This window comes from Enteractinococcus fodinae, from assembly GCF_031458395.1.
Classification (GTDB): Bacteria; Actinomycetota; Actinomycetes; order Actinomycetales; family Micrococcaceae; genus Yaniella; species Yaniella fodinae.
Map to the genome: position 1 here is coordinate 1,761,454 of NZ_JAVDYJ010000001.1, position 14,146 is coordinate 1,775,599.

Below are 14,146 nucleotides of genomic sequence, written 5' to 3' on the forward strand. Positions count from 1 at the left end.
GCGTTTCTATGAAGAGTATTCGGCGTTTTCGCGCACGTAGTCATAAGACAAATCGTTAGTCCAAATGGTGACTTCGTGCTCTCCGGCTTTGAGGTAGATGTCAACGTGCACTTCCCGGTCTGCGAAGTTGACCAGGTCGCGGTCCTCCCCGATACCGGCGTTGCGGCAGACCATCACACCGTTGACTGCAACGTCAAGGGTGGTGGGCTCAAATTGGGCGTCTGTGGTGCCCACCGCTGAGATGATCCGTCCCCAGTTGGGATCTTTGCCAAACATTGCGGTCTTGAAGAGGTTGGAGCGCGACACCGCACGAGCCACTTCTTCACCGTCAGCTTCGGTGGCCGCACCATGGACTGTTACCGCGATATCACGAGTTGAGCCTTCGGCATCGCTAATGATTTGGCGGGCTAATGAAGCACAAACGTCTGTGATGAGGTCCTGTATCTCCGTTTGATCGGGTTCGATCCCCGAAGCCCCGGATGCCATCAGAATCACGGTGTCATTGGTCGACATGCAGCCATCCGAATCGGCTCGGTTAAAAGTCGTGCGCACGGCTTCAGTTAAGATCTGGTGTGCCAGCGCTGAATCCAGCACTGCGTCGGTGGTAACAACCGCCAACATGGTAGCCATTCCCGGCGCCATCATCCCAGCGCCTTTGGTTATACCACTGACTACATAGCCAGAACCCTGAGCACTTGCAGTCTTGTGCACAGTGTCGGTGGTCATAATGGCTTTCGCGGCGTCTTCTAATCCGTCAGCTGTGAGCGCGTCGACGGCGGTTTGGATACCAGGGATGACGTTGTTCATTGGAAGGCGCTCGCCGATCAGGCCGGTGGAACACACCAGGACCTCGTCAGTGGCAATGCCCAGCGATATGGCAGCGCTGTCCGCCATGGCAACCGCATCCTGATCCCCCGGGATACCCGTGCAGGCATTTGCTCCACCAGAATTGAGCACAACCGCTCTGGCCTCGCCGTCTTCGAGGGCTGCTTGCGACCATCGCACTGGTGCCGCAGAGATTCGATTGGTGGTAAACACCCCGGCTGCGTTGAATCGGGGGCCATGGTTGACTATCAGACTGAGGTCGAGGTCGCCAGAGGCTTTAATTCCGGCTGCTATCCCTGAGGCAGTAAATCCTGCTGGAGTCGGAAGGCTCACGGTGCTACCCCCTGGGTGTTGAGTCCGGTTTCTTCGGCAAAGCCCATGGCGATGTTCATGGACTGTATCGCCCCGCCGGCGGTGCCTTTGGTGAGGTTATCTACAGCCACCACCACGACTACACGCCCGGCTTCTTCATCCACCGCAAGTTGCATAACCACATGATTTGAGCCCACGACGGACTTCGTGGTGGGCCACTGACCTTCGGGCAGCAGGTGCACGAAATGTTCGTGCTGATAAGCCGTCTCCCATGCAGCACGGAGTGTGGCCACATCGACGCCAGGCTTGTACCTGGCCGTAGCGGTAGTCAGAATTCCTCGCGACATCGGTGCCAGCGTGGGGGTGAAGGACAAGGTGATGTCTTCACCGGCCGCATTGGACAGGCCTTGGACGATTTCGGGGGTGTGACGGTGGGAACCGCCCACACCATACGGGCTCATCCCGCCCATCACTTCGGAACCTAACAGGTGGGGCTTCAGTGACTTCCCCGCACCGGACGTGCCGGACGCAGCGACAATCACAACGTCTTCGGGCTGTAAGACCCCGGCGCTAAAGCCCGGAGCGAGTCCTAAGAGCGAACCGGTTGGATAACACCCCGGCACGGCGATGCGTTTGGCGTTCTGAAGTTTTTCGCGGGCACCCGGCAGTTCTGGGAGTCCATATGGCCAGGTACCAGCATGTGGTGAACCATAGAATTTCTCCCACATTTCACTGTTTTCCAGGCGGTGGTCAGCTCCGGCGTCAATCACCAGTGTGTCATCTGATAATTCTGCTGCAATCTCCGCAGACGCGCCGTGCGGAAGAGCCAAAAACACGACGTCGTGACCGCGCAGCACGTCAACCTCGGTTGGCTCAAGTACGCGGTCCGCCAGGGCATGCAAATGCGGTTGCAGGCCACCGAGTTTTTGCCCGGCGTTGGAGTGGGCGGTGATTGAACCAATGTCCACGTTGGGGTGTGAGGTCAGCAAGCGCAGAACCTCTCCCCCGGCATAGCCACTGGCTCCGGAAACAGCTACACGAAGAGTCATGGACCCACCCTAACACTAAGATATGCAGTGTATCTAATAATTATGCAGCAGGGAGTCTCTAGCGGCCCTATCTGCAGGAATGTACCGTAGCAAGTATGACTCAAATACCTTCAGAAATTCCAGAAACTATGCGTGCCGCAGTGGTGTTAGAAGCCGGCGGTCCCGAAAACTTTGCTTGGCGTGAAGTGCCCGTTCCGACCCCTGCGCCGAATCAAGTACTCGTGGAAACGGCCGCCACCGGTCTGAATTTCATTGAGACCTATCAACGGTCTGGCCTCTACAAGGTGGAATACCCGTTTGTCCCGGGTTCGGAAGCCTCTGGCACGGTCGTAGCTGTCGGCGATGATGTCGATAATGTCGCCGTGGGCGATCGGGTTGCGACCGCTTCTGGCACTGCTACGTACGCGGAATTCTTTGTTGCGCCGGCAGATAAATTGCTGCCGGTACCGGATTCCATCGACCTGGTTGAGGCTGCGGCGATTCCGCTCCAAGGTATGACGGCGCACTATCTGTGTCGCTCAACGTTCGAAGTCACAGCAGGTGACGAGGTGTTTTTGACGGCTGGCGCCGGTGGGGTCGGTCAGTTACTTACCCAAATGTGTAAGCACTTGGGCGCGAAAGTGTATACAGCGGTCTCGACCGATAAAAAACGCGAGATCGCCCTGGCTGCGGGCGCGGACGGGGTCTTCAATTACGAAGATTTTGGTCAGCGGCTCAAAGAGGTCACCGGCGGCCGCGGTGTGGACGTCGCTTATGACGGGGTGGGCGCCGATACGTTTGATACCTCGTTAGAGTCAGTGCGTCCTCGAGGCATGATTGTGCTGTTTGGCGCCGCCTCAGGACCTGTGCCGCCATTTGATTTACAACGACTCAATGCCGCTGGTTCGCTGTTTGCCACTCGTCCAGGCCTGGCGTATTACACGCTGACCGCCGATGAGGTGGCATGGCGTGCCGGCGAGATTTTTGGGTGGCTCGCCGAGGGCGCATTGAAACTGAGCGTGGATCAGCGTTTTGACTTAGCAGATGCTGCCGAAGCTCATCGAACGCTGGAATCGCGCGCGACCACGGGCAAGACCGTGCTTATCCCTTAGTCTGATCCCCTGCGGGTTGCAAACACCCCAAGGCGATCGGGTCGATTGCCTTGGGGTGATTATTTTCGTCATCTCTTAGAACAACGCCATCACGGTGGTGCCGACGAGTCCCACGACGATCAATAACGCAACGAGCGAGGTCATCACGCTACGACGGCGACGTCGAGCTCGATCTGCTGGGTGCTCGGGCACCGGGTTGTTGAGTTCCCATGGTTGAGTCATCGCAACACCGCACCGTGTTCTGTTTCTGCCGCAGCGATTGCTGCCAAGCGTGCTTCTGATGCCTCATCGGCGGTCAGCGTCCGGTCGGCAGCACGGAACCGTAGATTGAAGGCCAGTGACTTCTTGCCCTCCTCGATCCCAGCACCTGCATACACGTCAAATAATCCGATGTCTTCGAGCAGCTCGCCCGCTGCAGCGCGCAGCGTCTGTTGGACCTCTGCGGCGACCACGTGGTCATCGACCACAAGGGCGACGTCTTGGAAGGTCGCTGGATAGCTGGCCACCGGTTGTGCTTCAACCACATCCGGGGCCGCCGCAATGATCGCATCCAAGTCCAGCTCTAATGCGCTGGTCCGGGCCGGAAGTTCCCATTCTTCGAGCAGTTTCGGGAGCACTTCCCCGGCGTAGCCGACGAGCTGGCCCTCCACGACCAGTTCTGCGACGCGTCCCGGGTGGAAACCGTGATGCGTGCCCTGCCGGATGCGCAGGTCCACGCCCACAACATCCGCAATATCCAAGGCAATCCCGATGGGGTCCTGCCAGTCATACTCCCGTGGCGTGTGGCCGGGTCCAGGGGCTGAATCATGACCGGTAAACACTGCAGCCAGACGGTGTGGTTGGTCTGGAATGCCGGCTTCGATTTGGGCCAGCACGTCGTCATCGGGTCGTTGTCCCAATGGCGGAATGGTCTTTGAGCCCGTCTGGGCTCCCGGGAGGAAGACCCGGCCCGACTCGTACAGGGCGATGTCACGGAAGCCGCGCGCCACATTGCGACGAAGTGTATCGAGCAGTCCCGGCAGGATCGTGGTACGCAACCACCCGAATTCTGAGGAAATGGGGTTGGCGAGTTTGATCATGGCTTGGTCTGCTGCGCTCGCCTCGTCGGCCGAGCCGAAGGCCCGATTCTGAGCCTCGGACACGAACGGATAGGACAGTGTTTCCACCAGCCCTGCCCCGGCAAGCGCATTGGCAACCTGCCGCCGCATCCGCTGGTGCACCGTAAAACCGCGGCCCGGTGGTGGAACCGGCAGGGTGGCTGGGATATGCGAATAACCGACGATCCTGGCGACTTCTTCCACAAGATCTTCTGGTATCTGCAGATCGGTACGCCACGATGGGGGCGTCACCACAAAGATAGGCGTCCCATCGGTACTGTCACGCTGTTGCGAGACGTAGGCACCAAGGTCGGTCAGGACTTGTCTGATTTGTTCTTCGGTGTAGTCGTATCCCACAACCGCACTCGGGTAATCTGCACGAAGCCGGACCGTCGTGGTCGGGGCTTGTTCCCCCACGTCCGTGACACCCTCGTCAATGGTGCCGCCGGCGAGTTCGACCAACAGTTCAGCGGCACGTTGGGCTGCTTCATCCGCGATGTGCCAGTCGACGCCTCGGGTATTACGTTTCGATGCTTCTGAGGGCAAACGGTGACGACGCTGGGTACGAGACACAGAGACGGCATCAAAGTTAGCTGATTCAATCAGTATGGACGTGGTGGTATCGGTGACCTCGGTTGCAAGTCCTCCCATGACGCCCGCCATACCGATCGGGCCACTGTCGTCGGTGATGAGGAGGTCTTCGACGTGGAGCTTTCGTGTCTTGCCGTCCAGTGTCTCTAAGGTCTCGCCCTTGTGCGCCCGACGCACCACGATATCCCCGGAAAGTTTATCGGCATCATAGAAGTGCAATGGTTGGCCGAGTTCTAACATCACATAGTTGGAGATGTCCACGGGCAAGCTCAGGGGCCGAATCCCGGCCAGCCGCAGCCGTGCCGACATCCATGTCGGGGTCGCAGCACTGGCATCGATGCCGTTGACGCGGCGGGCGACAAACCGGCTGGCTCCCGGTGTGTCATGAATGGGAGCCTCATCTTCGATGCGCACGGGCCAGCCCTGATCATTCGGGGTCGGAACTTCGATGCCTGCTGCAGGATCGGTAAAGTCGGTACCGGTTGCGTGGCTGTACTCCCGTGCGACACCACGCATGGAGAGGACATAGCCACGATCGGGCGTGACATTAATTTCAGCTGCTTCATCGTCGAGGTGCAGCAAGTCTAGGACGTCAGTGCCGATTTCAGGGTCCAAGCCCCATTCTGACAACACGATGATTCCGTCGTGGCCGGCACCCAGTCCTAGCTCGGCTTCTGAGGCAATCATGCCGGCTGAGGTGTGGCCGTAGGTCTTGCGGACAGAGATGTTGAAGCCGCCGGGAAGCTCTGCACCCGGAAGGGTCACAACAACCTTGTCACCGACTTCGAAGTTGTGCGCACCGCACACGACCCCTTGGACACCCGAGGGGTCGATGCCCCTACCTTCAAGGGTCTGAGTTTGGCCATCCGGTACGACCTGGACTCGACACCAGTTGATGGTCTTGCCGTTGGAGTGTTCTTCGGGAGTTTTTTCTAATACCTTCCCCACGACGATCGGGCCGGTGAGTTCAAAGGTATGAACGTCTTCTTCTTCCAGTCCGACTTTGACCAAATCGGCCATGAGGTCTTCTGCGGTGGCATCTGCTGGCAGTTGCGTATATTCACGCAACCACGACAATGGGATACGCATGCTGTGACTAAATCTCCATTCCAAATTGCGTTGAGAACCGCACGTCGCCTTCAATCATGTCGTGCATATCGGTCACTCCGTTGCGGAACATCAAAGTACGTTCCACGCCCATACCAAAGGCGAAACCAGAGTAGATGTCCGGGTCGATACCGGCGGCCCGGAGAACCTGCGGGTGCACCATGCCGCAACCGCCCCATTCGACCCACTGCGGGCCACCCTTGGCACCGGGATACCAAACATCGAGTTCGGCAGATGGTTCGGTAAAGGGAAAGAAGTTCGGGCGCAGCCGGATGCGCGCTTCGGACCCAAACATGGATGTCGCGAAATACTCCAGAGTCCCGCGCAGATCCGCCATGGTCAGGCCTTTGTCTACGGCTAGGCCTTCGAACTGGTGGAATACCGGCGTGTGGGTAGCATCCAGTTCATCGGTGCGGAAGGTTTTACCGGGCACGAGAATATAAGTGGGCGCACCGCGTTCGAGCATCGCACGAATCTGAACCGGTGAGGTGTGGGTGCGCAGCACCAGGTGCCCGTCGACCGGTTCAACGAAGAAGGTGTCTTGCATTTCCCGTGCTGGGTGGTCCGGTTCGAAATTCAGCGCATCGAAGTTGTACCATTCGGATTCCAACTCCGGGCCCTCGGCGATCTCCCATCCCATTCCCACGAAGATGTCAGATGCTCGTTCTTGGAGTAATTCCAGAGGGTGCCGGGCCCCATGACGCCGACGACGCACAGCGGTCGTAACGTCGACGGTCTCTTCTTCCAGCATGCGAGCTTCGTGCTCGGCCTGCAGCTGTGCTTCACGGGCTGCGAGCGCTTTGCCAATTTTGCCGCGTGCTTGGCCCATCCGTTTGCCGGCGTCGGCTTTTTCTGATTTGTCGAGCTTGCCGATCTTGCGGTTCGCCAGGGTGAGCGGCGCATTGTCGCCGGTGTGAGCGATCCGAGCTGCTTTGAGCTCGTCAAGGTCTCCGGCCGCCTCAAAAGCCGCCAGGGCTGCCTGGACCGCCTGATCGACGGCCGCATCGTCAGCCGGTGAAACCTCCTGGAGGAGATTCGAAGTATCCGTCATATGAGGTACACGCCTTAGATGTCGTACGAGGAATTCACAAAGATGGACGAAACCTTGTGGTTTCGACCCCACCTAGTCTAAGACGTGAAGCTTAGGAGTCGGAACTATTGCCGATGTACTACACACCAACAGTGCTGCCGAGACTACTGACACCGGGACATTTATGGAGCCGGGACAGCATGGATGGCTTCCATAGCCATCTGGGGCAGCATTTTCTTGAGATACGCCAAAAAATTCTCGGTCTGTTTCCGTTTGGCTAGTCCCCGGAATGAATGGCCGGTCGAGTTAATGAGGCCAAAAAGTGCGTGGGCTCGAATCAGCAATTGATCGTCGGTTTCCTCCGGGTGGATCTGACGCATGGCACGAATCCAAATAGCGATATATTCTCGCTGTGTGCGACGAATGTCTCGCTGTTTGATTGGCTCAACAGCTGCCAAATCGCGGTCCTGAATGCGAATAATATCTGAAGAGCTCAACGCAAAGTCTGTTTGTAATCCCACCAGTGCCTGCAAACGCTCTACCGGATTATGGTGTTCAGCTTCGAACCGTTTCCCGATGGTCAACAGATGTGCACTCGCCTGCCCGATCAATAGGCCCAACATGTCTTGCTTTGACTCAAAGTGACGATAGATCGCTTGCCCTGTAACTCCTACTTCAGCACCGATTTCATCCAGGGACACCGCAGCGAAACCCCGCTGGGCGAAGAGGCGGCCAGCCGTAAGCAGCAACTGTTCCCGGCGTTTCTCTTTCTCAAGCTGGCGTTGCGTCTTCGCACCGCCTCCGTTGATTTCTATACCAGCACTAGACAAATGAGATCTCCATCACTAATCTGAACTTCAGTTAGTCACCATAAACTGAATTAGTCGCCGTGTCTAGAGCACCTGGTCAGGAGAGGAATGCAACAGCTGATCACCCAAGTTGATGCCAACTCCGAGCAATTTCAAACGAACTTCACTCACCACAGCCAACTGAGTAACCTACTGCGTGAGCGCGTCGCGGAGGTGGCACAGGGCGGCTCGGAGCGCTCACGTCAACGGCATATCGATCGGGGGCGGTTGTTACCTCGAGAGCGAGTCCGCCGTGTATTGGATCCGGGTTCGCCTTTCTTGGAGATCGGTGCCCTAGCAGCGTTTGGGATGTATGACGATGACGCGCCGGCTGCTGGGCTGATCGCCGGGATCGGAGTGGTCGAGCAACGCTATGTGATGATCGTGTGCAATGATTCGACTGTCAAAGGCGGCACATATTATCCCATTACCGTGAAAAAACATCTGCGAGCCCAAGAAATCGCGAGAGAGAACCGTCTACCATGTGTGTATCTGGTTGACTCTGGTGGCGCGTTTTTGCCACGACAAGACGAAGTTTTTCCCGATCGAGATCATTTTGGGCGGATCTTCTATAACCAAGCCCAACTGTCCGCACTTGGTATTGCGCAGATCTCCGCTGTGTTGGGATCTTCGACCGCAGGCGGCGCTTACGTACCAGCCATGAGCGATGAATCCGTCATGGTCCGGAACCAGGCCACGATATTCTTGGGTGGGCCCCCGTTAGTCAAGGCCGCAACCGGTGAGGTGGTTTCCTCCGAGGAGCTCGGCGGAGCCGAAGTACACACCGCAGTTTCCGGGGTGGCAGATCATATCGCCGAAAATGATGATCATGCCCTCCAGATCGTCCGCAATATTGTGGCAACCCTGCCGGAGACGCCTCCCAGGATCTGGGAGAAAATCGAGGCCCTGGATCCCGCCTATAATGCCAGTGAAATTGCTGGCATTGTGCCCAAGGATCAACACACCTCATATGACGTCCGTGAAATTATCGCCCGGATCATTGATGCGGATACCTTTCACGAGTTCAAACAAGATTATGGGACCACGCTGGTAACAGGCTTTGCGCGCATTGATGGGCATCCAGTGGGGATCATCGCCAATAATGGCATCCTATTTTCTGAGTCGTCGCTCAAGGGTGCTCACTTTATTGAACTGGCCGATCAACGCGGCATTCCGCTGCTGTTCTTACAAAATATCTCCGGATTCATGGTCGGAAAAGACTACGAAGCCGGTGGAATTGCCAAAAACGGGGCCAAAATGGTGACGGCAGTTGCGACCACCAGGGTTCCCAAAATTACCGTGGTGATCGGCGGTTCCTTCGGAGCCGGCAACTATTCGATGTGCGGACGAGCATATTCTCCGCGCTTTTTGTTCATGTGGCCCAACGCTCGGATCTCAGTCATGGGACCTGACCAGGCCGCCGGAGTATTGGCCACGGTCAAACGCGACCAGTACGAGGCCGCGGGTCAGGAGTGGTCCGCGGAGGCTGAAGCAGAGTTCAAACAACCCATTTTGGATCAGTACAACGCTCAAGGGTCGGCCTATTATTCAACAGCCCGGCTTTGGGATGATGGCATCATCGAGCCCCAAGATACTCGGCGGATTGTCGCCATGGCGCTAGATGTTTGTTCCCGGACCCCACTCAATGCCCCTCAATTTGGTCTTTTTCGGATGTGAGCACTGTGCGGTTATTTTCAAAAGTCCTTATCGCAAATCGCGGTGAAATCGCGATTCGTATCGCCAAAACACTGCATCATCTTGGCATCCGTTCCGTGGCAATCTACTCCGATGCAGACCAAGATGCCGCACACGTACGATTCGCTGATGAGGCCCGGCGTCTTGGGGCAACCTCCGCTGCCTCGTATCTGGATCCTCAAGCAGTGGTTGATGCAGCGGTGGATACCGGGGCCGAGGCCATCCACCCCGGGTATGGGTTCCTGTCCGAAAACGTCGAGTTAGCCCGGGCATGTCAGCGAGCTGGTGTGACATTTATAGGTCCGGCCGAGCATGCTCTGGACGTGATGGGTGACAAAATTCGTTCGAAGAACCATGTCGCCCACGCTGGGGTGCCTATAGTCGATGGCGTCTCGGAAGCCGGACTGACCGATGAACAACTCATCGAAGCAACCCGTCATATGACCTTCCCCATGCTCATTAAGCCTTCGGCCGGTGGCGGTGGTAAAGGGATGCACATAGTTGAGACTCACGAGCAGTTGCCCGGACAGCTCGCAACAGCTCGTCGAGTTGCCAAGGCAGCCTTCGGTGATGACACGTTACTGATCGAACAACTTGTCCGGTCGCCCCGACATATTGAAGTCCAAATTCTTGCTGATACCCACGGCAATGTGATTCATCTGGGTGAGCGCGAGTGTTCATTGCAGCGCCGTCACCAGAAAATCATTGAAGAGGCACCTTCTGTCCTCCTGACGCCGGAGACACGCGAACGTATCGGTCAGGCCGCGATTGATACCGCTAAATCAGTGGAGTATGTAGGGGCTGGGACCGTCGAGTTTCTCGTCTCCGATGCTGAACCCGACAAGTTTCATTTCATGGAGATGAATACACGCCTGCAGGTTGAACACCCGGTCACCGAAGAAATTACTGGTATTGACCTCGTCGAAGCACAACTGCGCATTGCCGCCGGGGCTCCCCTGGCTTGGAAGCAATCGCAAGTGAAATTTTCTGGCCACTCGATCGAGGCGCGCGTCTACGCCGAAACCCCGGCTGCTGGTTTCATGCCATCTACCGGCACCGTTCGGCACCTCGCAGAACCCACCGGAACCGGGGTCAGAGTCGATTCAGGCTTACGCACCGGCGCGGTCATTGGGACTGAATTTGATCCGATGCTCGCCAAAGTCATTGCCACCGGGGCCGACCGCAGTCAGGCGCTGGCCCGGTTAAATCAGGCCCTCGACGAGATGGTCGTTCTGGGGGTGAACACCAACCTGGAATATTTGCAGCACCTTCTCCGGGACCCAGATGTCGTTGCCGGCACCATCGACACGACGCTGGTCGAAGCACGACTCCCAGAGATGACCTTCGATGCCCCCGATCCACGCCAGGCCCATATGGCAGCACTCTTCATTCATCAGCAGCAACACGCTCCGAGTGCCGCGTGGGCACACGACGGGTTCCGCCTCAATGCGAGCTCCCCCATCACCTATCGTGTGGACTATGCTGCGGAAGACCCTGTGCGCATCGATGTCACACTGGACCTACAGTCCGAATTAGTACCGCATCACCGCCCGAACGAATACATCTATCGCGATGCCAACGGTGTCGAAGTGGTGACGATGGTCGCCGAACCGCCCCACACGAGCGGAACACGCGTGTGGTTGGCTTCACGGGACTTTACCGGAGCAGTCACCGTATTAGATCACAAGGCACAAGTCGTGGATGCGCTAGTGAATATGGACGCTCTGCAACAGGGCATCGATCCTCAGGTTCGTGCACCGCTACCCGGGACGGTGACCGCGGTACACCTGCCCGACGGCACAGCGGTCTCTGCAGGTGATCCCGTTGTCACCATCGAAGCGATGAAAATGGAGCACCAGCTCAAAGCACCCTTAGACGGTACGGTCTCCATTCACGTGACCGACGGGCAACAGGTTCGACTCGGTGAGAACATCTTGACCGTCACCGCCGCTCAACCCGCCGCCGGCGAAGCCTAACATCCCGAAGAAAGGTTTGACATGTCACTAGATCACCTCCTGGATGAGGAACAGCTCGCGCTGGTCGAGGGTGTCCGAGACTTTGCACAGCAAGTTATCGCACCGGTTGCGGCCCAACACGACCGAGAAGAGACTTTTCCTTACGAAATCATCGCTCAAATGGGTGAGATGGGGCTCTTTGGGCTACCGATCCCAGAGCAATACGGTGGCCAAGGGGGCGACTATTTCACCTTGTGCCTAGTGTTGGAAGAAGTGGCCAAAGTTGATCAATCGGTAGCCATCACGCTCGAGGCCGGGGTGTCGTTGGGCATGATGCCGCTGGTGAAGTTTGGGACCGACGAACAAAAACAGCAATGGTTGCCCGATCTATCGGACGCGAAGACCTTAGCGGCGTTCGGCCTCACCGAACCCGGTGCTGGCTCCGACGCCGGGGGTACCCAGACCAGAGCCATACTGGACGATGGGATGTGGACCATTAACGGCAACAAGGAGTTCATCACAAACTCCGGCACAGACATCACCGCGATGGTCACCGTCACCGCGGTCACCGGTCCCGATGAGATTTCTACCATCATCGTGCCAACCGATACCCCCGGATTCACCGCTGAACCAGCCTATGACAAGGTAGGATGGAATGCTTCTGATACCCATCCATTAACCCTGACTGATGTTCAAGTACCTGAGACCAATTTGCTCGGTGAACGCGGTCGCGGTTTCGCGAACTTCTTGGACATCTTAGATGAGGGTCGAGTCGCCATCGCTGCGCTCGCTACCGGTGCCGCCCAAGGTTGTGTCGATGAGGCTGTCGCATACGCCAAAACACGTACCAGTTTTGGTCGCCCCATTGGCGATAATCAGGGCATTTCGTTCAAGATCGCTCGAATGCAAGCTCGCGCGTATGCTGCGCGGGCAGCATATTATGCGGCGGCCAAGAAATTGGTTGCGGGTAAGCCCTTCAAAACCGAAGCGGCGATCGCCAAAATGGTGGCCTCCGAAGCTGCGATGGATAACGCCCGTGATGCTACTCAGGTCTTTGGTGGGTATGGGTTCATGAACGAATCTCTGGTGGCACGCCATTACCGAGATTCCAAGATCCTGGAAATAGGTGAAGGTACCACCGAAGTCCAACTCATGCTAATTGCCCGTTCTCTAGGTCTTTAGGAGCCAGATGCCTGCCGAACCACGCATTATGCAACAACGCGGACTCTACTACGACGAAATCGAAGTTGGCGTCGTCTATCAGCACGCGCCGGGCCGGACCGTGACGGAAGCCGATAATGTTTTTTTCACCACCCTGACGATGAACACCCAGTCGCTGCATTTAGATGCTCACTGGTCGGCCCAGCAAGAATTCGGTCAGCCGTTGGTTAATTCTATGTTCACCCTGTCCACGATCGTTGGTGCATCTGTAGCGCAGTTAACCCAGGGCACCATTGTGGCGAATTTAGGTTTTGAGACGGTCCGCTTTCCCAAACCGCTGTATCACGGGGATACGCTGTATACCGAAACAGAAATCATAGACAAACGATTGTCTTCTTCCAGGCCTGGTCAAGGCATCATCAAGTTCCGGCACCTGGGCCGGAACCAGCACGGTGATGTGGTGGCGGAATGTGTGCGATCGACCTTGCTCTGGCAATCCGAAGCCCACCACCGGAAGGCTTCAGCATGACCATTTTCGAACTCGGCCCGGCCATCTTATTTGTTCCGGCAGACCGGCCAGAACGCTATGCCAAAGCTTATGAACGTTCTGACGCAGTGATCATCGATCTAGAGGATGCCGTTTCACCGGCAGATCGACCCGCTGCCCGCGATGCACTTCGTGACCATCTGGCGACGCTCGACTCCAGCACCGCAACCCGAACCGTCGTGCGGGTCAATCCGGTCGATGAAGCCGACTTTACCGAGGACGTGGCCGCCCTATCCGGTACCGACTTACGCTATGTCATGGTGCCGAAGGTTGAAGATCCCGACGACATAGCCACGGTTGCAGCGGCACTACCCGGCGTGGGGGTGGTTGCCTTATGCGAGACGGCAGCCGGGGTGCTGGGAGCCCAGCAGATCGCCAAACATGAGGCCGTTGTAGCTTTGATGTGGGGATCGGAAGATCTCATGGCCTCAACAGGTGGCTCATCCTCCCGCTTTCCTGATGGGACGTATCGTGACGTGCCCAGGTTTGCTCGGGCGAATGTCTTGTTAGCTGCCGCTGCGGCCGGCAAGGGCAGCATCGATACGATTCATACGGATCTCTCCCCGACCGATCAATTTATCCATGAGGCCCACGATGCCGTCGCGTCTGGCTGGACGGCAAAGGCCTGCATCCATCCGGCACAGGTCCCTATCATCCGCCAGGCATATACACCCACCGAAGAAGAGTCGGAATATGCTCAAGCGCTACTGGCAGAAGTGCCCAAGCACGGCGGAGTCTTCCAGTTCCGAGGCACTATGGTGGATGGGCCACTCATCGCTCACGCTCGCACAGTCGTGACACGAGCAGCCAAACTGGCGGACGGACCACGCTAGGTAGT

General features: G+C 57.3%; 12 protein-coding genes. 6 read left to right on the top strand and 6 right to left on the bottom strand.

What is annotated here, in order from left to right:
- Positions 1-6 precede the first annotated feature (6 nt).
- Together argJ and argC are read right to left on the bottom strand one after the other, a co-directional pair.
- Complete coding sequence (gene argJ, locus J2S62_RS08170; RefSeq protein ID WP_310173478.1) at positions 7-1,158, bottom strand: bifunctional glutamate N-acetyltransferase/amino-acid acetyltransferase ArgJ; 1,152 nt, start codon at positions 1,156-1,158, stop codon at positions 7-9.
- A complete protein-coding gene (gene argC, locus J2S62_RS08175; protein ID WP_310173481.1) occupies positions 1,155-2,186 on the bottom strand; it encodes an N-acetyl-gamma-glutamyl-phosphate reductase in 1,032 nt (343 codons plus the stop codon). The genes argJ and argC overlap by 4 nt, the downstream gene beginning before the upstream one ends.
- Before the next feature lie 95 nt (positions 2,187-2,281).
- Between argC and J2S62_RS08180 the strand changes: the two genes are divergently transcribed.
- Positions 2,282-3,277, top strand: a complete 996-nt coding sequence (locus J2S62_RS08180) for a quinone oxidoreductase family protein (RefSeq protein ID WP_310173483.1) — start codon at positions 2,282-2,284, stop codon at positions 3,275-3,277.
- 75 nt (positions 3,278-3,352) lie between these two features.
- Here J2S62_RS08180 and J2S62_RS08185 read toward each other — a convergent pair whose 3' ends face one another.
- The 4 genes from J2S62_RS08185 to J2S62_RS08200 form a co-directional block, all read right to left on the bottom strand.
- Positions 3,353-3,499 carry a hypothetical protein gene (locus tag J2S62_RS08185; RefSeq protein ID WP_310173485.1) on the bottom strand — a complete coding sequence of 49 codons (147 nt, stop codon included), beginning with the start codon at positions 3,497-3,499 and terminating at the stop codon, positions 3,353-3,355.
- Positions 3,496-6,054, bottom strand: coding sequence for a phenylalanine--tRNA ligase subunit beta (gene pheT / locus J2S62_RS08190; RefSeq protein ID WP_310173487.1), 2,559 nt, complete (start codon positions 6,052-6,054; stop codon positions 3,496-3,498). Before pheT ends, J2S62_RS08185 begins: the two co-directional genes overlap by 4 nt.
- Before the next feature lie 7 nt (positions 6,055-6,061).
- A complete protein-coding gene (gene pheS, locus J2S62_RS08195; RefSeq protein WP_310173489.1) occupies positions 6,062-7,123 on the bottom strand; it encodes a phenylalanine--tRNA ligase subunit alpha in 1,062 nt (353 codons plus the stop codon).
- Positions 7,124-7,284: 161 nt separating this feature from the next.
- A complete protein-coding gene (locus tag J2S62_RS08200) occupies positions 7,285-7,932 on the bottom strand; it encodes a TetR/AcrR family transcriptional regulator (protein ID WP_310173491.1) in 648 nt (215 codons plus the stop codon).
- Between the two features lie 87 nt (positions 7,933-8,019).
- Between J2S62_RS08200 and J2S62_RS08205 the strand changes: the two genes are divergently transcribed.
- Genes J2S62_RS08205 through J2S62_RS08225 form a run of 5 tightly spaced genes read left to right on the top strand, consistent with a single transcriptional unit; the run spans position 8,020 to position 14,141 of the window.
- Entirely contained in the window at positions 8,020-9,627 is a 1,608-nt protein-coding gene (locus J2S62_RS08205; protein ID WP_310173493.1) for a carboxyl transferase domain-containing protein, read from the top strand.
- Positions 9,628-9,632: 5 nt separating this feature from the next.
- On the top strand, positions 9,633-11,621 hold the full coding sequence (locus J2S62_RS08210) for an acetyl/propionyl/methylcrotonyl-CoA carboxylase subunit alpha (RefSeq protein ID WP_310173495.1): 1,989 nt from the start codon (positions 9,633-9,635) through the stop codon (positions 11,619-11,621).
- Positions 11,622-11,642: 21 nt separating this feature from the next.
- Positions 11,643-12,782: an acyl-CoA dehydrogenase family protein gene (locus tag J2S62_RS08215; RefSeq protein WP_310173497.1), complete on the top strand. Its 1,140-nt coding sequence runs from the start codon at positions 11,643-11,645 to the stop codon at positions 12,780-12,782.
- A 7-nt stretch (positions 12,783-12,789) separates the two neighbouring features.
- The gene (locus tag J2S62_RS08220; protein WP_310173500.1) at positions 12,790-13,290 is read left to right on the top strand and encodes a MaoC family dehydratase; all 501 of its coding nucleotides are present in this window, start codon (positions 12,790-12,792) and stop codon (positions 13,288-13,290) included.
- Positions 13,287-14,141: an HpcH/HpaI aldolase/citrate lyase family protein gene (locus J2S62_RS08225; protein ID WP_310173502.1), complete on the top strand. Its 855-nt coding sequence runs from the start codon at positions 13,287-13,289 to the stop codon at positions 14,139-14,141. The genes J2S62_RS08220 and J2S62_RS08225 overlap by 4 nt, the downstream gene beginning before the upstream one ends.
- The last annotated feature ends 5 nt before the right edge of the window (positions 14,142-14,146 follow it).